The organism is Cryobacterium luteum, from assembly GCF_900110125.1.
Lineage (GTDB): Bacteria > Actinomycetota > Actinomycetes > Actinomycetales > Microbacteriaceae > Cryobacterium > Cryobacterium luteum.
On sequence record NZ_FOCN01000013.1, the window covers coordinates 75,944 to 97,506 of the forward strand.

Sequence of the window (21,563 nt, forward strand, 5' to 3'; positions counted from 1 at the left end):
AATGACCGTATTGACCGCCGATTTGTACGACGAGCGTGGCGAAGAGCTGCAATCCGTACCCCTGCAGTTTCAGACGATCGGTGGGCGAGCCCGCTTCAGCGGCCCGATCCGCACGGTGACCTGCTTCGAAGACAACGCCCTGCTCAAATCGATCCTGTCCACACCCGGCGACGGCGCGGTACTCGTCATCGACGGCGGCGGCTCCCTCAACTCCGCGCTCATGGGCGACATGATCGCCGACCTCGCCGTCGCGAACGGATGGTCCGGCGCGATTATCAATGGCGCCGTGCGTGACCGAGTCGCCATCGGCGCCCTTGATCTCGGGGTGAAAGCCCTCGGCAGCAACCCGCGCAAGAGTTCCAAGACCGGCTCGGGGGTAGCGGATGCCGTCGTCGAGTTCGCCGGCGTGGTCTTCACTCCCGGACGCACCGTGTACTGCGATGAAGACGGCATTCTCGTCGAACGCTGACGTCACTGAAGCGCTGAGCGAATTCGCTCAGCGCTTCAGCGCAGAAGACTTATTGCTGCACGTCGTCAATGCTCACGACGACGAAATTGGCGTCGAGGTCGACGTCGCGGTCGCTGCCGTCGTCGAGGGTGACCTCAACCTCATAGAGGTGATCCCAGTCGTCGTCCCGGTCGAAGTCAGTGACGCGACCGCTGCCGATCGCGGCAAGGGCGGCGGCTTCAGCACTGGCGCGCTCATTGGCGGCCTGGTCGGCGGCACTCGTGTCGGCCGTGGCCGACGGGGTCGCACTCGGCGCCGGTGAACTGGTGTTCGAGTTGTTGTCGTTGGTGTCGTAGTCGCCGACCCAGACCACATCGAAGGAATCGTTGAGCTCAACGTCGACCGTGGTTCCATCGTCGAGGCGCACCTCGAGGTCGTAGACGCTGCCGCCGTCATCGTTGCGCTCCGCGCTCGTCACGGTGCCCGGGCCGACTTCGGCCAGGGCCGCGTTGCTCGCACGGTCGAGGGTCTCGCCCGTGAGCGGGCCGTCGTTGTCGCCCAGGTCGCTGACGGCCAGGGCGATGCCTGCACCACCCAGCATGAGGACCACGCCGACGGCGGTGGCGATGAGAATGTTCTTCTTGTTCATGGTGCAGGTGCCTTTACCTTGGAGCCCCCAGGCGCAGGGGACCAAACGGCCAGCCTAAGTTGCTGGCTCAGCCTAAGCGAAGGAATGTACACCCCTAATGGATGAGCGCAGGCACAGGTGATTCAGATCTTGAAGTTCGCATCTCGTTGCCGGCATGATAATCACGAGCGAACCTCAGATACAAGCGCCTCTTCTGGGGCTCTTGGCCACGGTCTCGGAGCGGCTAGATTCAAGCACCCGAACAGGAGAACCGTGACCATCGATACTCCGATCATGCGACAGCGTTGCCCTGCGCAATCGATCATAGAAGTGCTCCTGCTGGAGCAGCGTCTGATGGCGCCTCGCAACCCGTTGGAACGCCTGATTGGTCGCTCCCCACTCGGCGCCGATGCCGTGCGATGCTTCGCTGCCGCGCGCGCCGAAATCGCGGTGGGACTGGCTTTGGCCGACCTGCCCAGGGAGTGGATCGTCTTTCATTCCCTCCCGGTCGGCGACAGCGGCGCCGACGTCGACCACCTCGTGATCGGCCCAGGCGGCGTATTCGCCCTCCACTCCGACCGACAAGCGCGTAAGGCCGTGCAGGTAGCCGGGCGCAGCGTGCTGGTCGGTGCCCGCAAGATTCCCTATATAAGGGAAGCGGAATATGAAGCGGTCAGCCTGACTACTCTTCTTTCTCAGCGGATGCCGCGCGCCGCGTCGGTGCACGGGGTCGTCGTGCTCGTGGACACCAGGAGCGTCACGGTGAAGGCACCGCCGTCGCGGGTGAAGATCATCGAGGTGGCCAACCTGTGCGCGTGGCTGCAGGGACTGCCTCCGGTTCTGGCGCCCCTCGACCGGCTGGAGGTCGCCGGGTTCGTCGAGAATCCGGTGCTCTGGCAGGCCCTCCCAGCGCTCGAGCCGGCCGAGATCCTGCAGCGATTCGGTGTGCTCGAGACCGAAGTGGCTCGGGCCCGACGCACCCGCCTGCTGTGGTTGCCGCTGGGGGTGGTGCTCACCACCGTGGCGGCCATGGAACTTCTGTTGTCCGTGCCCCGTCTCGTGGGCGCGCTGTAGCGCGAGAAGACGGGCATCACCAAGCCGCTCGGCTTCCGTTGGGGACTGAAACGCTGCTGCGCGACAATCCGCCCCGCGCCGAACGGGAGAGCCTCACCGTCAGCATGATTCAGCAGACGCAACGCGCCGCCCGGCTGGTCGACGACCTGCTGCTCATGACCCGACTCGACCAGGGAGACCCGGGCGTGGCCTTCGAGCCGGTCGACCTGTCGGCACTCACTCGTGCTGTGGTCGCCGAGCAGCGACAGCTCGGGGCCGGTCGCGAATACGAACTGACAGTCGAACCCGATGTGTGGGTGAGCGGCGACGCGCAACGGTTGGCGCAGATTGTGACGAACCTGCTCGGGAACGTGCGGAACGCCACCGAGGCGGGAGCGAGCATCCGCCCCAGCCTGGTCGGTGCCGACGGCACCGCGCAGCTCGAGGTGACCGATTCCGGATCCGGCGTTCCCGAGGGTGACCGGGAGCGCATCTGTGAACGGTTCGTGCGCCTCGACCCCGCGCGGGCGAGCAACCGCGGCGGTTCCGGCCTGGGCCTGTCGATTGCCCGGGCGCTGACCCGAACGCACGGCGGCACCCTACAGTGCCTCGATCCGGTTGCTGCGGTCGACGGTGCTGTGGTCGACGGTGCTGTGGCAGCCGCGCCGCAGGGTGCCCGCTTCGCGCTCACCCTGCCCCTGGCCGCTGCCTGACTCCCGACTATTCGCAGCCGGTCCCGTCACCGTCGCGGTCGAGGTGGCGGCCGTAGCCGGGATCACCGCTGTGCACGGGGGCCGCTCCGGCCTCGCGGGCGGCGGTGCAGTTCTCAAAATTGACGTCGCTCGGGAGCGGCGCTTCGACGGTCGGCGCGACAAAGGGATCCGTATCGATACTCGCGACCTCGTCGGGACAGTCCGACAGGATGCGCATCATGGCATCCCGTTCGGCCGCCGTCACCCACAGCGCGTAGCTCGCCTTCACCGACACCTGTCGAGCCACATAGGCGCACCGATAACTCTTCAGCGGCGGCAGCCAGGTGGCCGTGTCGCCGTCGCCCTTGCGCGAGTTGGTCACGCCGTCGACGGCGAGCAGATTGAGCGGATCGTTGGCGAGCGCCACCCGCTGCTCCGGCGACAGCTGCTGAGCGCCGGTCTGCCAGGCATTCGAGAGCGCCACGACGTGGTCGATCTGCACGAGCGCTGAGGTCGTCTGGCCGCGCACGAAGGCGATGGTCAGGCCGGTATAGGGGCCGAGCAGCGTGCCGCTCTGAACCTCACAGCCGCTGTCGACCACGAGAACGGTGAGGTCGCGGGCCAGGATGTCGTTACGGGTGTCGCATCCGTTCTGGTCCACATCCTGCCAGGCCGATCCGAAACTACCCTCGCGGTCGTAGCCGGTCTTCGGCGCGCGCCCCTTCACCGGAAGGGTCGCAAGCACGGTGAGGGCCGCGGTATCAAACGGAGCCTCGGGGGCCGCAGTGACGGCCGGTGACGCCGAAGCTCGTGCACTACTGGTGGGTTCGGCCCGTTCAGACGAAACGGATGACCCCGCCACCGACGATCCCACCAGGATCGCCGCGAACACCCCCACGATCGACCCGATCACCAGAAACGATCGAAGTGCACGTCGAACGGTCATCGGGCTCCCTCTGGCCGCACGGTACGACCCTTCGAATATACGGGGCCTGCCCGGCCGACCGCGAAACACGGCGCGCATCAGCATTGGTGAAAAGTCACCCCTTTTGGGGGTCTTGAAAAGCGGATGACGCTGGCAGGATATAGAACCCGGCGAGGAGCACTGATGACTCACATACTCTCCACGCGGCGGCGTCTGACGACGCCCCCGGAACTGCCCGAATCGACTCGCGCTGGAGCGCCTCGAAGTTCGACCGGCCCGGCCTGGCTGCTTGGTCGTGCCCTCCGCCCGGCGGTGACGCCGATCGACCTGGCGCTGGCCAGGGCACGCAGCGAGATCGCCGTTGACACGCTGCTTGACACGCTGCCCGAGCATTGGGCCGCCTTCAGCTCACCCGCACTCGGCGGTGACAACGCATGCGCGGTGCGCCTGTTGGTCGGCCCCGGCGGTGTTCTCGCGCTGCACGCGCAGCTCTATGACGGCCGGATTGCCTGGGTGCACGGCCACACGGTGTTCGCCGCCGGAGCGTGCTCGCCGAATCTCGCGCTCGCCGCAGCCGATGCGCACCGCCTCACGGCGCTATTGCGCGGACGGCTTCCGCTGCGCACAGCGGTGCAACCGGCTCTCGTCGTGCTCGGCGCCCGCGCGTTGTGGACCAGCGGCCGCCCGACCGCGCGAAAGGCAGGGATGCCGGTGCTCGGCGCCGGCGCGCTCGGCTCCTGGCTGGCCGCCCGCCCGCAGGTACTGCGCCCGATCGAACGCATGGAGCTCGCGGCCGTGATCGACAACCCGCTGACCTGGGGTGTTCGCCCGTCAATCGTGCCGCGGCCCGATACCGTGGGGGAGTAGCCACCGCCGACAGGTGGCACCACGGCAACGACGCCCGGAATGGACTCCCGATGCACAGCGACGACCTCGCCCACCTGAACACCCTGCTCGACCAGGAACGCACCCTGCAGTTCTCCGGCTTCAGCCACGACGATGCCTGGGTGCTCGGTACCCGGCTGCGCACGATCGCCGCCGCGCAGGCCCTGCCGATCGCGATCGCGATCATGCTGGGTGACCAACGGGTGTTTCAGGCCGGCCTGGGGGGAGCATCCGCTGATAATGACGCCTGGCTGGAACGCAAGTTCGCCGTCGTGCGCCGGTACGGGCATTCTTCGCTCGCCGTCGGCGTGGAGTTTCGCAGCCGTGGGGTCGATTTCGACCGTGATTCCCGGCTGGACCCGGCACGGTTTGCTGCACACGGGGGAGCGTTTCCGCTGTTCGTGCACGGCGCGATGGTGGGCATGGTCGGCGTCTCCGGTCTGCCGCAGCTTGACGACCACGCCCTCGTCGTTCGGGCGCTTCGTGAGCAGCTCACGACCGGCACGCACCCCGACGCTTAGCGCTTCGTCGGCCCGTTCCCCTTGGCGGACAGCAGGCGTGCGCGCACCGAGAACGCTCCGCCGACCACGAGCGACACCACGGCCGCCGGAAGGATCACGTCGACGAACTGGTTGCCCGCGAGCAGATTGGCCAGCAGCAGAAGCACGGCCAGGCCACTGAATCCGAGTCCCGCGATCGCGCAAACGTTGAAAGTCAGGTGTTTCACGTACGGATCCAATCGGTGGGGGACTTTCAGGCTAGCCGACGTTGCCCTACTTAGTGGGGGAGGCAGCATTCAAGGCTGCACCCCTAGATTGATAGCGGATGCTCCGCGCCAGCCTCGCACGTCGCTCCAGTGCCGAATGAGCATTACTTAGGAATTGCTAACCAATGCTGCGACACGGCCGATTGTTGGAACGGAATCGGCAGGTGTCGGTGCCACCATAGTACGGGGTGCAAACCCGTGGTGAGGCAAGTGAACGTGGCCACAACAATTCTCGGCGCTGGAGTACCCGCTCGTGACAGCGAGCCCGCTCGCTCGGCGGTGCCGTTCATCCCCACCGCTCCCGGCCGGTTTGCCGGCCAATCCGTCGTTGAGGAACTGCTCCGCCAGCATGGCGACCGACCGCAGCGCTCCCGGCTGGCCCGCACCCTGGGCGCCTCGCCGCTCGATGCGAACGAGTTGAGCTGGTTGCGGGCGGCGCAGGCCGAGATGATTGTCGGAGATATTCTCGCCCGGCTCCCCGAGGGGTACAGCGTCTATCATTCCCTGCCCATTCGCCACACAGCGTTCTGGGTCGATCACCTCGTCGTCGGCCCGGGAGGAATTTTCTCGATCAACTCGAAGACCCACTGGGATCGCGACCTGACCGGTTCGCAGCGTTCGATCCCGATCGGCGAACACGCCATGCCGTACCTGCGTGACGCCCGGTTCGAATCGGCCCAGATCACCGCGCTGCTCGCCAAGGCGATGCCGGCGACCTCCGTGGTTCAACCCGTGATCGTGCTGGTCAACCCGCACAAGATTTTACTCGCCCGCAAGCCCGATACCGTGACGGTCATCGACTCGCCACGCCTCCGCCGGTGGCTCGTTGGGCGCCCGCAGGTGTTCAGCGCCGAGCAGCAGGCCGCGCTCACCACGCTCGTCGACGACCCGGGGACCTGGCGTGCGGCCGGCCAGCCGCTCGCTCCGGCGCACCTGCACGCCCGGTTCACCGCACTCGAACAGCAGGTCGCGGCCGCCCGCACCCGACGCACGACGTTCACAGTTCTCGCCGCTGCGGCGGCCGCGACCGTGCTCGCTCTGGCGACCGCGCCGCTCATCGTCACCGCCGTCGAGTACCTCGCCGCCCGCTGACCCTGCACCGCCCGCCTCGTTTCGTGGCCAAATCAGGAAAATTGCGCCGGCCAGCATCCGGTCGTTGCCAGAACAGCGGGTGGGATAACCGTGCGAGCCCGGATTTCCTGAATTGGCCCCCTGCCGGAGCCAGACGCGGCCTAGGTGAGGCGCTCGAGAACCGTGCCCTCACGCATCCGCTCCACGCGAACGACGTGGTCGCGCAGATCGCGCACCCCGCGGGGGATGGCGAGCTCGGCGATATCCTGCCCCTTGGTCACCGCGTGCGACCGGGTGGGGTGCCGGTATTCTTCGATCGACTCGAAGGTGTCGCGCCCGCGCGGTTCCTTACTGTGCCGCTGCGCGAAGCCGGAGTTGATGGCGCTCAGCTCGATCTCGTTCTCGTGGGCGGCAACCAGGCTCTTCGTGTTCAGGGTGATCACGGTGTGGGCGTCGTCGCGGTAGGAGCGGGCGTTCAGCAGGTCACGCAGCAGCCGCGGCTGCAGGTGAAAGAACACCCGGTCGTTGAGGGCCGCGTACCATTCGGCGAGCGTCATATCGTCGAGGGCGTCCTCGAGCGAGGGCTCATGAATGGCCTTCTGGTGACGGATGACCGCGGTGCCGAATTCCGGATGCTCCAGCACGTGCGACTCACCGCGCCGCTTGCCCAGAATGGCAGCCTGCGGGGCGCCCTGCTTGACGCCCCAGCGGGTCACGAGCGCGGACGGACTGAGCAGCCCGTGCCGCTCAATGGCGGGCCAGCTGTCGTCGGCGGCCACGTGGTAGAGCTCGGGATACAGTCGAATCAGATCGCGGGACAACACATTTCGAGCGTACTCTTCGGTTGATGGGCCCCGAGCCAGGCAGCCGCAGCCGCAGCCGCAGCCGTAGCCTCTGCCCCGCACCACTTCGCTCGCGCCGGTCTGCGAAGATCCCCACACCGCTGGTCGAGCCTGTCGAGACCGCCATCGACCAACGTGAGCGGCCTGCTGACGCACCAACGGAGAAATCAGCCGCGAAGCTCGTGTGTCGCGAGCACCGTGCGGCCGCTGGATGCCGCCCGCGGCGCCATATCCACGAGCGCGATCTGGGTCAGGCGCAGTTCGTCGCCCGCGTGCACCCGACCCTGGGACTTCACGGCGACGTGCGCCCGAAACTGCGGCCCGGTAAACGCCGGCGCGTTCAAAGACGAGGCGAGCGGCCCAGAAGGGCCGTAAGCGTAGCCACTGCGGAGTCGGAGCGGTACAACTGACTCATGACGAGTTCGCGCCTCATTCTCGGCCCCATGATGCGGTACGTCGACGCTGTCTCGGCGAGTATCTGGTTCGAGACGCGGGATGCCGGTCAGGTTGTGGTGCGGGCCGCTGGTCGCTCGTGGGCGGCGCGCACCTTCGCCGTGCACGGCCATCACTACGCCCTGGTGCACGTGCACGACCTGCACCCCGATTCGACCCTGCCGTACACCGTGGAGATCGACGGCAATCTGGTGTGGCCTGATTCCGAGTCCGCGTTTCCCGCCTCTGTCATCGCGACCCTGGGGAGCGAGCATGCGCTTCGCCTGTCGTTTGGTTCCTGCCGCACCAGTGTTCCCCACGACGAAAACGGCAACCGCTCGCACGGCGTCGACGCCCTGCGAGCCAGCGCTCTTCGCCTGGCTTCGCCGAACACCGGCGTGCCGCGGCCGGATCTGATCCTCTTTCTCGGCGATCAGGTCTATGCCGACCTGACCACGGAGAAGATGCAGGAGTTCATTCGGGCGCGGCGGGACATCAGCGAGCCGCCCGGCGAAGAACTGGCCGACTTCGAAGAGTACGCGCACCTCTACCGCCTGGCCTGGTCAGATGAAGCGAACCGTTGGCTGCTGGCTACCGTGCCGACCGCGATGATTTTCGATGACCACGATATTCGCGACGACTGGAATACCTCGCTGAGCTGGAAGCGCGAGATGGAGGCGACGACGTGGTGGCGGGGGCGCATCGTTGCGGGGTTGGCCTCCTACTGGGTGTACCAGCATCTCGGCAACATGTCGCCCGCCGAACGAGCCGACGACGAGATGTGGCGGGAGATCGCCGGCCACAGCGCCGCCGCCGAACTCGATATCAGTGCCCGGCTCGATGCGTTTGCACAGCGGTGCGATCAGGAACCCACCAGCTACCGGTGGAGTTACTGCCGCGACATCAACGATGTTCGCCTGATCGTGGTCGACTCCCGCGCAGCTCGGCAACTGGAACCTGCCCGACGCGCCCTGCTTGACGAAGACGAAACCCACTGGCTCGACGAGCGGATGCGCGGCGGCTTTCGCCACCTGCTGGTCGGTACCTCCCTGCCCTTCCTGCTGCCGCCCGGGCTCCATCACCTGGAGGCGTGGGATGAAGCCGTGTCTGAGGGTGCCTGGGGCAAACCGGCCGCGCGGATGGGTGAGCGCCTGCGTCAGTTGGTCGACCTGGAGCATTGGGGTGCTTTTCAGCGCAGCTTCCGCCAGCTCGCACGGATGGCCACGGAAGTGGCCGACGGCCAGCGCGGAACGCCCCCACAGACGGTGACGTTCCTGTCGGGTGACGTGCACTACTCGACCGTGTCCGAGGTGCAGCGAACATCGGGCAGTCGCATCGTTCAGGCCGTCTGCTCGCCGATCCGCAATCCGCTTCCCCGAGCCATGCGGTCCTTCTCCGCTGTGCTCGCCTACGGGATAGCAACACGCCTGAGCGCGCTGCTGGCCCGCTCGGCCGGCGTTTCGTCGCCGCCGTTCCGCTGGTCCGGCATCAAGGGTCCCTGGTTCGACAATTGCCTCGCGAGCCTGGAGGACACTCCCGCCGGGCTTGAGCTTCATTGGGAACGGGGCGTCGTGCAGGGCGGCGACCACGGGCATCCGCTCGTCGAGACCGTTGCGACAATCACGCTGACGCCCCGAGCGCCGTAACCTTAGCCATTCTGTCCCCACATGTGGGCTAGACCCGGTCATTAGAGCACCCGCATGTTTATGCTGGTAGCAGAGCCAGAAATTGTCAGCTGACTCGTTCGTTCCGGTCCGCGTGATCGCGGTCCGCCGCTCGGAGCGTTCGAGCCGCCAACAGCGGGGGGGCAGAATATGCTGGGCACCTACGTCGCCGGGGTGGGCGCGGCCATTGAAGAGCTGCTCGCTCAGAGTCAGCGGGCGGCAGATAGTGGGCAGCATCGCCAGGGAGCTCAGCAGGCCGAGGCGGTGCTGGCCGACCAGACCGCGACCGATCGGCAGCTCGCCAACGCCCGCGAGCTGCTCATGTTGCACCGGCTGCGATTGGGTGATTACCGCACCTCGGTTCAGCAGGGACTCCTGGCGTTGGAGTATTACACCGCGCACGGTGACCTGCTGGCGCAGTCGAAGGTGCACTGCACTCTGGCCCTCGCCTTCTCCGACACGGCGCTGAACGAGACGGCGTTGCACCACGTGCTGGGTGCGCGTGAAACGGCGCGGGCGTGCGGAAACCCGACGGCTGAATTTTGGGCGCTCACCCGGTTGTCGCTCGTGCACGGGGCGATGGATGATGCGGTGCGGGCCGAGGATCTCGGAAAACAGGCACTCGCGCTCGCCCTGACGCTGCATAAACCGGAGACGAGCTTCGTGGCCGTCAACAACCTCGGCGATACCTATTTGGCCATTGGGCGGGCCATGCTCGCGCGGGGCGAGGACGCGTCTGAGCCGCTGAATGCCGGGCTGGTGCTGATGAGGCAGGCGGCTTCCCTGGCGCAGCTGCACGAGAATCCCTTTCATGAGGCGATTGCCCGCACAAATCTGGTGAGCCTCCTGGTGGGTTTGGGCCAGCACGACGAGGCTCGCGACCAGGGCCTGCAGGGCAAGGCCCTCAGCAAGACCCACGGGTACCGCAGTCTTGAGATCGACATTGACGCCCAACTCGCCGAGCTCGCCCGGGCTGCGGGGCACCTCGACGAGGCGACCGCCATGATGGAAGCCCAGCTGGCCAACCCCGACGTCGACGACGAGCCCGCACTGCTGGCCAAATTGCACCGTTCACTCTTCGAGATGCATAAGGCCGGCGGACGCTACGCCCGAGCGCTCGCGCACCACGAGCAGTTGCACGAGGTGACCCTGCAGATGACCGTGCAGACGGCCGGGCTACAGTCGCAGATGCTCATCAACACCATCGAGATCGAACAGGCACGCCACGAGGTCGAGAAATCCAAGGTGGAAGTGCGGGTGGAACGCTTGCGGGCCGAGAAACTCTTCGATGAGGCCCACACCGATCCGCTCACTCAACTGGCGAATCGGCGGGGACTTGATCGCGAACTGCCGTGGATGGTTCGGGGGGCGCACACGGAAACGCAGCAACTGTGCGCAGCGATGATCGACCTCGATCAGTTCAAACGCGTGAACGATGAGCACGGCCACGCGACGGGCGATGAGGTACTGACGATCACGGCCGCCATGCTGCGCACGATTACCCGCAGCGCTGATCTCGCGGTGCGGGTGGGCGGCGAAGAGTTCTTGATCGTGTTCGCTGATACCAACCTGGTCGAGGCGGGCATCGCCTGCGAGCGGCTGCTGAGCGCGGTACGCAACCACGAGTGGCACAGCATCGCGCCGGGGCTGGAGTGCACGGTCAGCGTGGGGCTGGCCGCCCTCGGTAACGAGGAGTCCGTCCCGGACTGGCTCGCTCGAGCCGACGCCGCACTCTACGAAGCCAAGCGCACCGGACGGGACCGCATACACTTCGACAGCCCCGACGGGAGTAGCGCCAACCCGTCACTGCTCCTGTAGCGTCGGCCCTAGGGCACGAGCACGATCTTGCCGACGTGAGCGGATGATTCCAGCCGATGGTGCGCATCCGCTGCGGTCGCAAACGAGAATCGGCCGTCGATCACCGGTCGGAACTCGCCCGACGCAATCAAGGGCCAGACCGCCGCTTCGAGCGAGCGCACGATAAGAATTCTCTCGGCCAGGGAGCGTGCGCGCAGCGTGGTGGCCCAGTACCGGGCACGTTTCTGCATGAGCCGGAACGGGTCGAAGGTGGCCGGTTCGCCGCTCTGGTTGGCGATCACCATGATGCGTCCGTTGATCGCGACGGCCTCGATGTTGCGTGCCGCGTAGGAGCCGCCCATGATGTCGAGAATGACATCAGCGCCGCGACCCTCCGTTGCGGCCTTGATCTCGGCCACGAAGTCCTGCTCGCGGTAGTTGATCAGAACCTCGGCACCGAGGCTCCCGCAGACGGCGAGTTTCTTGGCCGACCCGGCCGTGACGGCTACGTGGGCGTCCATCAGGCGGGCGAGTTGAATGGCGGTCGTACCGATTCCGCTGCCGCCGCCGTGCACGAGCAGGGTCTCACCGGGCGCGAGCTCACCGCTCATGAACACGTTCGACCACACCGTCGCGAGGGCTTCGGGCAGGGCGGCTGCGTCGATGAGGTCCATCGACAGCGGCACCAGCAGCGCCAGGCCTTCGTGCACCACGACTTCGGTGGCATAGCCGCCGCCGGGAAGCAGGGCGCAGACCCGGTCTCCAATGCCGAAACGGGTCACGTCGTCGCCGATTTCGGTGACCACGCCGGAGACTTCAAGCCCCGGCCACTGCGGTGCGTCGGCGGGCGACGGATACCGGCCCTGCCGCTGCATGATATCGGCTCGGTTCACCCCCGCCGCGGCCACCTCCACCCGAATGTCGTGGGTTCCGACCTCAAGATTGGGCACGGTCGAGAGGGTCAGTGCGTCTGGCCCGCCGGGGGAGTTCACGATGATTGCGCGCATACCCGCAGCCTACGCCGAGGCAACTGAGGACCTTCGGCACTAGAACGAGCTTAGGAGGATGAGTTGACTGGAAGTGTTCCTCATCTCCGCACCGAAGGTAACCATGCTGCGCACCACCAGACCGCACCGGGCACGAAAAGTTCTTCTCATCACGACTGCTTCGGTCGTTGGTGTCGTCACTCTCGCCTTGGGCGTCGTGCTCACGGTTGGCGGCATCTTCGTACCGGCCACCTATCTGCAACCGTGGGCGGCGTCATACTCCGCCCAGTTCGAAGACGCACGCCTGAAGGTCGCCTCCCAGGCACTACTCGCGCCGAGCGGGCACAACATGCAGCCGTGGACAATCACACTCGACGCGGCTGACTCCGACGTTCTCTACCTGTTCGCCGACCCGACGCGGCTCTCTCCTGCTGTCGATCCGCTCGCTCGCCAGCTTCTGGTCTCGCAGGGCACGTTTCTCGAGTATCTGAGCGTCTCCGCGGCCCACCTTGGCTATGCGGCCACGTTCGACCTCTTTCCCAACGGTGAATACGACGAGACCGACCTCGAGGCCTCGATGAGCGTCCTGCCGGTTGCCCGAATCACGCTGGCAGCCGACGCGCAAGCCGTCGCACCCGACTTTGACGCGCTCTTCCTGTCGGACACGAACCGCGCACCGTACACCGACGCCCCGCTGACGGCCACCCAGACCGACCAGCTCACCGCACTCAGCCGGGACGGCGCCACTCTGCAGGTGCTATCCGCAGAACAGGACCGCGCCGCACTGGCCGCGTTCGGCGTTGAGGGGACCTTGATCGAGACTGAATTCGCCGCAGCGACCGCCGAAAGCGCCACAGTATTCCACTCGACCGAGGGTGCCAAGAACGACGCGCGCTCCGGCTTCGCCGTTGAAGGTCAGGGCACGAGCGGATTCATGAAGTACCTCCTGCAGGGGCTCATCACCATCGTTCCCTCGCTGAACGGTGAGGAGGCCGGTGCAAAAAGTGCCATCGCTATGACCCAGGCGGGCGTGGACCACACCGCCGCGTACGGTCTCATCAGCACCGCGGGCAACACCCGCACCGAGCAGGTGCAGGCCGGAATGCTCTTTGCACAGTTTTCATTGAGAGCCCGCAGCCTCGGCCTGGTGATGCAGCCGCTCAGCCAGGTACTGCAGGAATACCCCACCATGGCGGTGCCCTACCAGGCCATCCATGAGCAATACGCGCCCCACGGCGAAACCATCCAAATGCTCGTGCGCGTGGGCACTCCGACCGTCGAGTACCCCACGTCGATGCGCCGCGACGCGACGGACCTCGTGCACATTCCCTAAAGCGGATGCCGGCCGCCCTGAACGCCCGCAGCAGGTACTGACGTAAGAGTCGAGCGCCTACTCCGAAGCTCTAGCAGCCGAGCTCCTGGTCGATGCGGCGGAGGCGGGCCGACGATGCCAGGTACCCGGCATCGTCGAAACCCGCCAGGCGCCCAAGCCCTTTCACCGCCTCGCGGTCATCGCTCCCCATCTCGGTCGCGCACCAGCGGCGCAACAACGCAACGTTCACACTGGCGCGAACGGATGCCCCCACCGCGTTCGTCAGCTCGGCGCGCAGCGGTTCGATTGCCGGACAGGTCGATCGACCCAGCAATGGGGCGGTGTAGGCCGCGAGGGCGGCAGCCACCTGCCCGTCGCGCACCAGACGCAGTACCCGCGCCACGTCCGTCGATCCTCGCAGAGCCGGCGCGAGGCGATACGGCGCGGATTCCAGCGCATTCCCGAGCACCTGCCGAATACGGTGCATCTCAATGCGGATAGCCGCGGCAGAGCCGGTTTCCCCATGCACGGCGTAGGCGAGTTCATCGGCGCTCCAGCCGCGATCCCGAGACTCCAGCAGAGCCAGAATCTCTGCGCGGCGCAGTGACAGCGGCGTTCGACGACCGTCGGCGGCGAGCACCGCAGGGTGCTCACCGAGTAGCTCCAACGACACCGGAGCCGAATCGGTGACCGCGGGTTCGCCGGCCGCAGGACGGGCCCCCCGCGGCGGTTCTCGTCGGGCCGCACGCAGCAACTCTTCGGCGAGCCGCACCCCGCACTTGACCATGCGCATGCTGTCGGCCGTGACCGTGTTGAGCGGCCCGGACACGTTGAGAATTCCGATCAGCGCGCCACTATCCGGGTCCCGAATGGGCGATGCCGTGCACGCCCAGGTGTGGTGCGAGCGCACGAGGTGTTCGGCCGAGAACAACTGTGCTGCGCGCCCGCTCAGCACTACTTCGCTGATCGCGTTCGTGCCGACGCCGGCCTCGGACCAGTCGGCCCCCTCCACGAACTCCAGCCCGTCGGCCTGTCGCAACGCAACGCGGCTGCCGACCCGCCACAGCACTTCACCGTTCGCGTCGGTGAGCACGAGCAGATGCTGTCCGTCCGAGCTTTCATCGGCCAGAAGCTCGCTGAGCGCAGGCATCACACCCTCCAGCGCGTGTCCGCGACGCAGCATGACAACGTCGGACACCTCGTGTAGATGCCGGGGAAGGTGCTGGTCGGGGTTGATGCCGGCAGCCAGGGAACGCTGCCAGGACTCCCACACCTGGGTGGTGAGCGCGAGCGGTTGCGCACCGGCCAGGGTGAGGTCATGGGCGGTCCGCAGCATCCGCTCATAGTCGTGCGGGGACGAAAAGCGCAGGTCAGCGGCGGTAACGACAGCATTCGGCTCGTCGAGCATGCGCTGTCTCCTCCATTGGATGCGACGATCATGCCGAGCAGAAACACCGGGTGTAACGCCTGTGTAACCCCTTCGGCCGTGTACTTGAACATACAGGTCGCGTCCGACAACGGGGTGACCTTCCGCTGGCTCACAAAGGAGTGACATGCCCGACTCACCAAGCACCGTGGTCGAAAACTGGCTCGCCCGGTTCGACACGGCCTTGCAAGATCGCGATATCGACGGCGCCCTGGCGCTGTTCGCCGACGACTGCTACTGGCGCGATTTCGTGTCGTTCACCTGGAATCTGAAAACCCTCGAGGGCAAGGCTGATATAGAACGGATGCTCGCCGCCACCCTCGACGAGGTGCGCCCGCACAGCTGGGCGCTCGCCGAACCGGCGACCGGAGCGGCGGGCGCGGTCGAAGCGTGGGTGACCTTTGAAACCGGCCAGGCCCGCGGCTACGCACACCTGCGCCTGAACGATGGCCTGTGCTACACCCTGCTCACCACGATGCAGGAGCTCAAGGGCTTCGAAGAGAAGAAGGGCCGAAACAGGGAGCAGGGCGTCTCCCACGAGATCGCCAAGGGGCGAGAGTCGTGGCTCGAGAAGAAGACCGCGCAGGAGGCGCGGCTGGGCTACGAAGAGCAGCCCTACTGTGTGATCGTGGGCGGCGGACAGGGCGGTATTGGCCTGGCTGCGCGCATGCGCCGCCTCGGCGTTCCCACGATCGTGATCGAGAAGAATGCCAGGGCGGGGGATTCGTGGCGCAACCGCTACAAGTCGCTGCACCTGCACGACCCGGTGTGGTACGACCACCTGCCCTACCTGAAGTTTCCCGAGGACTGGCCCGTGTTCGCTTCGAAAGACAAGATCGGCGACTGGCTCGAGCATTACACGAGCATCATGGAGCTCAACTATTGGTCGAGTACCGAATGCACGAAGGCTACCTTCGACGAGCAAGCTCAGGAGTGGGTGGTGCAGGTCGTGCGAGACGGCACGCCGGTCACCCTGCGACCCAAGCAGCTGGTTTTTGCCCTTGGTGTCTCGGGTTACCCCAACACTCCCGTCTTTGCCGGCGCCGAGTCTTTTCACGGTGAACAGCACCATTCCTCGAAGCACCCCGGCGGGGGCGACTACACCGGCAAGAAGGCCGTCGTGATCGGGTCGAATAACTCGGCCCACGACATCTGCGCCGACCTGTGGGAGCACGGCGCCGACGTCACCATGGTGCAGCGCTCCTCGACGCACATCTCGCGCAGTGACTCGCTCATGGACCTCGCGCTCGGTGGGCTCTACTCCGAGCAGGCGCTGGCAAACGGGGTGACCACCGAGAAGGCCGACCTGCTCTTCGCGTCGCTGCCCTACCGAATTCTTCCGTCCGCGCAGATTCCGGTCTTCCAGCAGATGGCCGAGCGTGATGCCGACTTCTACGCCAAGCTCAGCGATGTCGGGTTCGATCTGGATTTTGGAACGGATGGCTCGGGTCTGTTCCTGAAATATCTGCGCCGCGGATCGGGCTATTACATTGACGTGGGCGCCTCGCAGCTGCTGATCGACGGTCGGGTCGCCGTGAAATCCGGTCAGCTCGATCGCATAACTGCGCACTCCGTCGTACTCGCCGACGGCACCGAGCTTGACGCTGACCTGATTGTGTACGCCACGGGATACGGCTCGATGAACGGATGGCTGGCCGACCTGGTCTCGCCGGAGGTCGCCGACCAGGTAGGCCGGTGCTGGGGCTACGGTTCCGACACCCCGAAGGATCCGGGGCCCTGGGAGGGGGAGCTGCGCAATATGTGGAAGCCCACGAACGTTCCCCAATTGTGGATTCACGGCGGCAACCTGCACCAGAGCCGGCACTATTCTAACTACCTCGCGTTGCAGATCAAGGCGCGCATGGAGGGGCTCGACACTCCGGTGTACGAACTACAGGAGTCGCACTACACCCGCTGAGTCGGGCTTCCCGCAACTGCCCGCGTGTCCGGTCTGCCGGTCGCGCGGGCAGCACTGCGTCTGATGCCTCAGTGCACCAGCGCCAGTAACAGCGCCACGGATATGAACAGCAGGCCGAAAGTGCGGTTGAGAATCAGCTGCCCGCGGGCCGTATTCGTGAAGCGCTGAAATGACCGCGCCGCCACCGCGAAGAAGAACCACATCACCACCACGTCGATCAGCATCACCGTCACGGTCAGCACCAGGTACTGGGGGAGCAGCGGTTGGTCCGGCCGAATGAACTGCGGCATGAACGCGAGAAAGAACACGAGCGCCTTGGGGTTGAGCAGGTTCACCCACAGGCCGCGGCGAAACATCGACCACGCCGGCTCCCGCGCCACGGCTGCCGTCACGTCCCGCGTCGGGTCGGGTTTCTGCAGCAGCAAGCGGATGCCCAGAAACACCAGGTAGGCCGCACCGGCATAGCGGATCACGTTGAACAGCGCGGGAGAGCCGGCGACAAGCACCCCGACGCCAAGCGCCACCACGAGAATGTGCACGACGAGGGCGGCCTGCTGCCCGAGAATTCCCCAGATTGAACGACGAAACCCGCTGTTCAGCGAATTATTCATGGTGTTGATCGCACCAGCGCCGGGGGTGAAGCTGATCAGAACGCCGGCACCCACGAGGGCCAGCCACAGGGAAAGTTGCACATGCCAGCGTAGCGTGGGCGCCATCGTGCCGATGGCGCCCAACTCCGGCTGGCTGCCGAATCGTTGGTACTACTTATTCGCGGCCAAACAGGTTGCCGAGTGCCGAAAGGCCAGGGATCTCGAAGTTCGATCCCAGATCTTTCACCTGCTCGCCCAGTCCGGTCGCGTACTCGCCCGCGCCGTCGGTGACGCCCTGGGTGACTCCCTCGAGACCGCCGGTGAGGTTCTCGACATCGACGCCCTGGGTGATGCCTTCGAGACCGCCGGTGAGGCTCTCAAAATCGACGCCGAGTCCGGCCGCCTGTTCCAGAAGGGGCCCGGCCACAGTGCTGAGCACTGCGCCACCGGCCACGGCGGCGAGCAGCCCGCCGGCGCCGAGCCCGACAGCGGCAACACCCGCTCCGGCCAGGGCGCCGCCGACTCCGCGGCCGGACGGCTTCGCAAACAGCTTCTTCAGGAAGCCCGGGTTCTGGGCTTCACCGCGGGTGGCCGACCGGGCCAGGTCGTCCGGGCTGGCCGATGCCGGGTATTCGTTAGCGGGCAGCTCGGCGCGCAGCTGCGCGTTGACCTCATCGCGCTGCACCGGCGTGAGGCGCGCGAATGCATCGCGGTGCACCTGCTCGAGCTGCTGGGGCTGCGCGGTCTGCAGTAGGTAGTCGTAGCGGGCGATGGCCGCACGGTCTTGCGCGCTGACCGCCGGCGCCGCCTTCGCAGCAGCGACGGGAGCGGCGCTTCTCTGCGCGTTGTTCGCCGCGGGTCGGCTGTCTCCGGTGACCTTGTCGGCTGCGGTGCGCACCATTTCGCGCCAATCGGTCTTGCCTGGCCCGCCGGAGGACGGCTGCCCCTTCTTGTCGAGGGCTTTGGATGCCATGCTCAGAATGCGCTGGAGGTTGCTCATTGGGGGCCCTTCGGTTTGGCTGGGCTTCTATTGTGCCTAGCCGTACCTGAGCAAAGCCTCCCAGCGCTCTGTCGTCGGCGACGAGCTTCAGCGGGAATTTCTCCGTGATCTCGTCAACCGCACGCGCATTATCTCGACGTGCTGCCCGATGCTTAACGGCCTTGCCGCAGCTCGCCGACCTGCATATTGTTCGGGAATGAAAATCGGATACAAGCTGATCGCCGAGAGCTTCGGGCCGCAGGAACTCGTACGCCAGGCTGCGCGCGCCGAACAGGTCGGATTTGATTTTGTAGAGATGAGTGATCACTTTCATCCCTGGGTCGAAGCCCAAGGGCACTCACCGTTCGTCTGGAATGTGCTGAGCGCGATCGCGGCGAAGACCACGACACTCGAAATCGCCACCGGTGTCACCTGCCCGAGCGTGCGGTACCACCCGGCGATCATCGCCCAGGCCGCCGCCACGCTCGCGCTGCTCTCCGACGGTCGATTCACCCTCGGCGTCGGATCGGGTGAACGGCTCAACGAGCACATCGTCGGTCGTGGATTCCCCGGCGTGCGCGAGCGTCACGCCATGTTCGACGAGGCACTCGACATCATCCGGCTGCTGTGGAAGGGCGGCTACCAGAACTACGACGGTCGCTACCTCAAGCTCGAAGACGCCCGAATCTTCGACCTGCCCGACACAGCGCCAACCATGGCCGTGGCCGTGAGTGGACCAAGCTCCGTCGCCCTGGCGGTCAAACACGGCGATGGCCTCTTCGCGGTGGAGCCGAAGCGTGAGCTGGTCGACGGCTATCGTGCTGCCGGCGGCACCGGGCCGCTGTTCTGCGAGGCTCCCCTCGCCTGGGCCCGCACCGAAGAGGCAGCCGTGACGGCGGCCCACACGACGAACGCTTGGTCGGTCACCGGCTGGAAGGTCATGGCTGAATTGCCCAACCCGGTCAATTTCGAAGCCGCAGCCGGCACGGTACGTGAGCAAGACATCCGCGAGCAGTTCGCCTGCGGCCCCGACGTGGAACGGCACCTCGAGGTGATCGGGCAGTTCACGGATGCCGGCTTCGACCACGTTGCCCTCATGAATGCCGGGCCTGACCAAGCTGGCTTCTTCGACTTCTTCGAGCGCACGCTCCGGCCGCGGCTGGTGTCGGCGAGCAGCCGATGACGGGCCGTCGAGCGGTCTTGTTCGACAACCGCAAACTGGCTAGCCAAACGGATGCCCGCCTGCTGACGACCGCCTAGTGACCGCACTACCGAATGGCAATCAGGCACTCCCGATTTCCTTTCAGGTCGTTGTGAACTTTGAGAAAAGTGGCCCGCTCCGGACCGAGGGGCAACGCTCACTGGTCTCGTAAAAGGAACTGTCCGTGCGAATTCAGTTTCGCATGGAGATCTCAATAGATGTGAGAATCGCTCGACTTCAGGGGCGGGACTTGGTACACTTGTTCTATGAGCCAGAGCGGCGACACCCCCAAGCCGGGCCTCGTCGATCCGTTCTTCGCCGCCCACGGCTACCGGCCTTCCACCGCCGAGGAGCGCGCCGAGTTCGAAGTGTTCTGGGCGCGGTGCCAGGCAGACTGGCGGGTCGAGATTGCTGAGGGCCTCGGTCAGTTCGCTCCGTACGACGCCCTCGAAGATGTCGATACGGAGCCTTTCAGCACCGACCCCTTCCTATCAGATCTTGTCGGTCCGGAATGTGTCGGCCCGGAGTCCTATCGCCGTGAGATGCCTGACGGCCCGCCCATTCCGGCCGGCCTGGACCTGACCGAGGTGTTCGCCGCCGTGCCGCCCGCGGGCCTGTTCGATGATGACCTGCGGGAGGAGTTCCTCTACGCCGAGTACCTGCGCACGGAGCACGACAGTGACAACGAACCGGGCCCGCCGCTTCCGGCCGACGGCAGTCCGGCCAACGGCAGTCCGGCCAACGGCAGTCCGGCCAACGGCAGTCGGGCCAACGGCAGTCGGGCCAACGGCAGTCCGGCCAACGGCAGTCCGGCCAACGGCAGTCGGGCCAACGGCAGTCCGGCCGAGGGCAGCCTGGCCGATGACTTGAGTCCGTTTCAGCGGCATCAGGCGCAGTTCGTTGACCGGGTGCTCTTCTTCGAGAAGATCATCGGCTGGGCGCAGGCGAGCAAGGCTGAGGTTCTCACCGAGGCGTGGGACTACACGACTAACACTGCCGAAACCGGCCGGCCCCTGTCCGGGCCGGGCCACGAGCACGACTGGGATGCGACCTTCGCCGCGCAGCAGGGCCTCGTGGCGGAGATGGCGTGCGCGCTGCGCATCCCGGGCGGTACCGCGTCCGGGCTGCTGCAGGAGAGCCGCCAACTAGTGGTGGAGCGGCCCGATACTCTTACCGCACTCCGCACCGGAGAGATCTCCCTGCGCCACGCCCGCCGGGTGCTCGACCAGCTCGGTTCCGTGCCCCGGCCCGCTCGCGCCGAATTGGAGGCGGTGCTGCTGCCGCACGCCAAGCGCCTCACGCCAACGCAGTTCGAGGGCAAGGCCCGCAAATTGCGGGAACGGTTCCACCCCGACAGCATCACCGTGCGCCGCGCCAAGTGCCTGTCCGATCGCAAGGTGCTGTTCTTCCCCGATAAAGACGGCATGGCCACGCTGTGGCTGCGTGCTGCCGGCGACGACCTCCAGGCCGTCTACACCCGCGTCACCGACGCCGCCATCAGCCTGCAAGGCCCCGACGAACCCCGCACCCTCAGCCAGTTACGCGCTGATGTGGCCGTTGACCTGCTTCAGCAGGGCGTCACCGGCAGCGGCCTCGGCGCCGGGCTCACCGCGAACGTCAACATCACCGTGCCGGTGCTCACCCTGATGGGTAAGAGTGAAGAGCCCGGCGAACTCGAAGGCTACGGGCCGATCGACCCCGAAACCGCCCGCAAGCTGGCCGGCACCGCAACAAGCTTCCTGCGCGTCCTCACCCACCCGCACACCGGCATCGTCCTCGACGTCAGCGCCGAACCCTTCCGAGTACCCGCCGCACTAAAGAAATACCTCCGCCTGCGCGACGGAAGCTGCCGCTTCCCCGGCTGCAACCGCTCCGCCGGGCACAGCGACCTCGACCACACCATCGACAAACAATTCGGCGGCCCCACCACCGCCACCAACCTGCACTT

The 21,563-nt window shown here is 66.2% G+C and carries 21 protein-coding genes; 12 read left to right on the forward strand and 9 right to left on the reverse strand.

Annotated features, from left to right (window positions below; translation table 11 throughout):
- The first annotated feature begins 1 nt into the window (after nucleotide 1).
- On the forward strand, nucleotides 2–469 hold the full coding sequence (gene rraA / locus BMW72_RS13040; protein WP_092111237.1) for a ribonuclease E activity regulator RraA: 468 nt from the start codon (nucleotides 2–4) through the stop codon (nucleotides 467–469).
- Between the two features lie 49 nt (nucleotides 470–518).
- On the opposite strand, the gene BMW72_RS13045 is transcribed toward rraA, so the two are convergent.
- Nucleotides 519–1,097 carry a PepSY domain-containing protein gene (locus BMW72_RS13045; protein ID WP_092111239.1) on the reverse strand — a complete coding sequence of 193 codons (579 nt, stop codon included), beginning with the start codon at nucleotides 1,095–1,097 and terminating at the stop codon, nucleotides 519–521.
- Nucleotides 1,098–1,349: 252 nt separating this feature from the next.
- On the opposite strand from BMW72_RS13045, the gene BMW72_RS13050 reads away from it, so the two are divergent.
- Together BMW72_RS13050 and BMW72_RS13055 are read left to right on the forward strand one after the other, a co-directional pair.
- Nucleotides 1,350–2,150 (forward strand): nuclease-related domain-containing protein, encoded by an 801-nt coding sequence (locus BMW72_RS13050; RefSeq protein ID WP_092111241.1) that lies wholly within the window; start codon nucleotides 1,350–1,352, stop codon nucleotides 2,148–2,150.
- 38 nt (nucleotides 2,151–2,188) lie between these two features.
- Nucleotides 2,189–2,842 carry a sensor histidine kinase gene (locus tag BMW72_RS13055; protein ID WP_092111243.1) on the forward strand — a complete coding sequence of 218 codons (654 nt, stop codon included), beginning with the start codon at nucleotides 2,189–2,191 and terminating at the stop codon, nucleotides 2,840–2,842.
- Between the two features lie 7 nt (nucleotides 2,843–2,849).
- Here BMW72_RS13055 and BMW72_RS13060 read toward each other — a convergent pair whose 3' ends face one another.
- Nucleotides 2,850–3,767, reverse strand: coding sequence for a GmrSD restriction endonuclease domain-containing protein (locus BMW72_RS13060; protein WP_166787668.1), 918 nt, complete (start codon nucleotides 3,765–3,767; stop codon nucleotides 2,850–2,852).
- Nucleotides 3,768–3,929: 162 nt separating this feature from the next.
- Here BMW72_RS13060 and BMW72_RS13065 point away from each other — a divergent pair, with 162 nt between their 5' ends.
- Nucleotides 3,930–4,613, forward strand: coding sequence for a hypothetical protein (locus BMW72_RS13065; protein WP_092111244.1), 684 nt, complete (start codon nucleotides 3,930–3,932; stop codon nucleotides 4,611–4,613).
- A 50-nt stretch (nucleotides 4,614–4,663) separates the two neighbouring features.
- A complete protein-coding gene (locus BMW72_RS13070) occupies nucleotides 4,664–5,152 on the forward strand; it encodes a heme-degrading domain-containing protein (protein WP_092111246.1) in 489 nt (162 codons plus the stop codon).
- Here BMW72_RS13070 and BMW72_RS13075 read toward each other — a convergent pair.
- Nucleotides 5,149–5,358, reverse strand: a complete 210-nt coding sequence (locus BMW72_RS13075; protein ID WP_134360724.1) for a hypothetical protein — start codon at nucleotides 5,356–5,358, stop codon at nucleotides 5,149–5,151. The two genes, BMW72_RS13070 and BMW72_RS13075, sit on opposite strands and share 4 nt — an antisense overlap.
- Before the next feature lie 255 nt (nucleotides 5,359–5,613).
- Between BMW72_RS13075 and BMW72_RS13080 the strand changes: the two genes are divergently transcribed.
- On the forward strand, nucleotides 5,614–6,489 hold the full coding sequence (locus BMW72_RS13080) for a nuclease-related domain-containing protein (protein ID WP_134450316.1): 876 nt from the start codon (nucleotides 5,614–5,616) through the stop codon (nucleotides 6,487–6,489).
- Between the two features lie 140 nt (nucleotides 6,490–6,629).
- Here the strand turns inward: BMW72_RS13080 and BMW72_RS13085 are convergent, their stop codons facing one another.
- Nucleotides 6,630–7,292 (reverse strand): DUF7002 family protein, encoded by a 663-nt coding sequence (locus BMW72_RS13085; RefSeq protein ID WP_092111251.1) that lies wholly within the window; start codon nucleotides 7,290–7,292, stop codon nucleotides 6,630–6,632.
- A 185-nt stretch (nucleotides 7,293–7,477) separates the two neighbouring features.
- Nucleotides 7,478–7,654, reverse strand: coding sequence for a hypothetical protein (locus BMW72_RS18790; protein WP_166787669.1), 177 nt, complete (start codon nucleotides 7,652–7,654; stop codon nucleotides 7,478–7,480).
- Nucleotides 7,655–7,723: 69 nt separating this feature from the next.
- Between BMW72_RS18790 and BMW72_RS13090 the strand changes: the two genes are divergently transcribed.
- A complete protein-coding gene (locus BMW72_RS13090; protein WP_092111253.1) occupies nucleotides 7,724–9,388 on the forward strand; it encodes an alkaline phosphatase D family protein in 1,665 nt (554 codons plus the stop codon).
- A gap of 168 nt (nucleotides 9,389–9,556) precedes the next feature.
- Nucleotides 9,557–11,224, forward strand: coding sequence for a GGDEF domain-containing protein (locus BMW72_RS13095; RefSeq protein WP_092111255.1), 1,668 nt, complete (start codon nucleotides 9,557–9,559; stop codon nucleotides 11,222–11,224).
- A gap of 8 nt (nucleotides 11,225–11,232) precedes the next feature.
- Here BMW72_RS13095 and BMW72_RS13100 read toward each other — a convergent pair whose 3' ends face one another.
- Nucleotides 11,233–12,210 (reverse strand): NAD(P)H-quinone oxidoreductase, encoded by a 978-nt coding sequence (locus tag BMW72_RS13100; RefSeq protein WP_092111257.1) that lies wholly within the window; start codon nucleotides 12,208–12,210, stop codon nucleotides 11,233–11,235.
- Nucleotides 12,211–12,283: 73 nt separating this feature from the next.
- Here BMW72_RS13100 and BMW72_RS13105 point away from each other — a divergent pair, with 73 nt between their 5' ends.
- Complete coding sequence (locus BMW72_RS13105) at nucleotides 12,284–13,522, forward strand: Acg family FMN-binding oxidoreductase (protein ID WP_198416315.1); 1,239 nt, start codon at nucleotides 12,284–12,286, stop codon at nucleotides 13,520–13,522.
- Between the two features lie 70 nt (nucleotides 13,523–13,592).
- Here the strand turns inward: BMW72_RS13105 and BMW72_RS13110 are convergent, their stop codons facing one another.
- Entirely contained in the window at nucleotides 13,593–14,909 is a 1,317-nt protein-coding gene (locus BMW72_RS13110) for a sigma-54-dependent transcriptional regulator family protein (protein ID WP_092111259.1), read from the reverse strand.
- Between the two features lie 145 nt (nucleotides 14,910–15,054).
- Here BMW72_RS13110 and BMW72_RS13115 point away from each other — a divergent pair, with 145 nt between their 5' ends.
- A complete protein-coding gene (locus BMW72_RS13115; protein WP_092111261.1) occupies nucleotides 15,055–16,845 on the forward strand; it encodes an NAD(P)/FAD-dependent oxidoreductase in 1,791 nt (596 codons plus the stop codon).
- Between the two features lie 68 nt (nucleotides 16,846–16,913).
- On the opposite strand, the gene BMW72_RS13120 is transcribed toward BMW72_RS13115, so the two are convergent.
- Nucleotides 16,914–17,537 (reverse strand): LysE family transporter, encoded by a 624-nt coding sequence (locus tag BMW72_RS13120; RefSeq protein ID WP_092111286.1) that lies wholly within the window; start codon nucleotides 17,535–17,537, stop codon nucleotides 16,914–16,916.
- 73 nt (nucleotides 17,538–17,610) lie between these two features.
- Nucleotides 17,611–18,435, reverse strand: a complete 825-nt coding sequence (locus tag BMW72_RS13125; protein WP_092111263.1) for a hypothetical protein — start codon at nucleotides 18,433–18,435, stop codon at nucleotides 17,611–17,613.
- Between the two features lie 196 nt (nucleotides 18,436–18,631).
- Here BMW72_RS13125 and BMW72_RS13130 point away from each other — a divergent pair, with 196 nt between their 5' ends.
- Both BMW72_RS13130 and BMW72_RS18795 read left to right on the forward strand, forming a co-directional pair.
- Entirely contained in the window at nucleotides 18,632–19,597 is a 966-nt protein-coding gene (locus tag BMW72_RS13130) for a TIGR03557 family F420-dependent LLM class oxidoreductase (protein ID WP_092111265.1), read from the forward strand.
- 284 nt (nucleotides 19,598–19,881) lie between these two features.
- The coding region (locus tag BMW72_RS18795; RefSeq protein ID WP_167361065.1) for an HNH endonuclease signature motif containing protein at nucleotides 19,882–21,563 on the forward strand (1,682 nt) is incomplete at its 3' end.

What these genes read in the sequence shown, in the direction of transcription:
- BMW72_RS13060 (WP_166787668.1), bottom strand. Translation starts at nt 3,767, where the DNA reads ATGACCGTTCGACGTGCACTTCGATCGTTTCTGGTGATCGGGTCGATC.
- BMW72_RS13110 (WP_092111259.1), bottom strand. Translation starts at nt 14,909, where the DNA reads ATGCTCGACGAGCCGAATGCTGTCGTTACCGCCGCTGACCTGCGCTTT.
- BMW72_RS13095 (WP_092111255.1), top strand. Translation starts at nt 9,557, where the DNA reads ATGCTGGGCACCTACGTCGCCGGGGTGGGCGCGGCCATTGAAGAGCTG.
- BMW72_RS13115 (WP_092111261.1), top strand. Translation starts at nt 15,055, where the DNA reads ATGCCCGACTCACCAAGCACCGTGGTCGAAAACTGGCTCGCCCGGTTC.
- BMW72_RS13125 (WP_092111263.1), bottom strand. Translation starts at nt 18,435, where the DNA reads ATGAGCAACCTCCAGCGCATTCTGAGCATGGCATCCAAAGCCCTCGAC.
- BMW72_RS13065 (WP_092111244.1), top strand. Translation starts at nt 3,930, where the DNA reads ATGACTCACATACTCTCCACGCGGCGGCGTCTGACGACGCCCCCGGAA.
- BMW72_RS13070 (WP_092111246.1), top strand. Translation starts at nt 4,664, where the DNA reads ATGCACAGCGACGACCTCGCCCACCTGAACACCCTGCTCGACCAGGAA.
- BMW72_RS13130 (WP_092111265.1), top strand. Translation starts at nt 18,632, where the DNA reads ATGAAAATCGGATACAAGCTGATCGCCGAGAGCTTCGGGCCGCAGGAA.
- BMW72_RS13045 (WP_092111239.1), bottom strand. Translation starts at nt 1,097, where the DNA reads ATGAACAAGAAGAACATTCTCATCGCCACCGCCGTCGGCGTGGTCCTC.
- BMW72_RS13100 (WP_092111257.1), bottom strand. Translation starts at nt 12,210, where the DNA reads ATGCGCGCAATCATCGTGAACTCCCCCGGCGGGCCAGACGCACTGACC.
- rraA (WP_092111237.1), top strand. Translation starts at nt 2, where the DNA reads ATGACCGTATTGACCGCCGATTTGTACGACGAGCGTGGCGAAGAGCTG.
- BMW72_RS13090 (WP_092111253.1), top strand. Translation starts at nt 7,724, where the DNA reads ATGACGAGTTCGCGCCTCATTCTCGGCCCCATGATGCGGTACGTCGAC.